General features: G+C 25.7%; 1 protein-coding gene. It reads right to left on the bottom strand.

Features of this window, described 5'->3' with window-relative positions:
* On the bottom strand, window positions 1–291 hold a 291-nt coding region (locus PUR71_RS40805; RefSeq protein ID WP_329924240.1), incomplete at its 3' end, for a hypothetical protein.
* Window positions 292–315: the final 24 nt, after the last annotated feature.

The following is a 315-nucleotide window of genomic DNA, read 5'->3' as shown; positions in this document are numbered from 1 at the left end:
GGGGGGCCCCCCCAAAAAAAAAAAAAAAAAAACCCCCCAAATGACCCCAAAACAAAACAAAAAAAAAAAAAAGAACAAAAAAAAAAAAAAAAAAAAAAAAAAAAAAAAAAAAAAAACACCCCCCAAAACACACCAAAAAAAAAAAAAAAAAAAAAAAACACAAAACACCCACACACACACAAAACAAACAAACACAAAAAAAAACAACCAAAAAACAACAAACACAAAAAAAACAAAACAAACCAAAACACAAAACAAAAAAAACAAAAAAAACAAAAAAAAAAAAAACAAAAATCAGCTAGAGCATACACTCCT

It is taken from the genome of Streptomyces sp. SP17BM10 (genome assembly GCF_036322405.1).
Lineage (GTDB): Bacteria > Actinomycetota > Actinomycetes > Streptomycetales > Streptomycetaceae > Kitasatospora.
The sequence above is the reverse complement of the archived record's forward strand: the minus strand, read 5'-3'. Positions and strand labels throughout refer to the sequence as shown.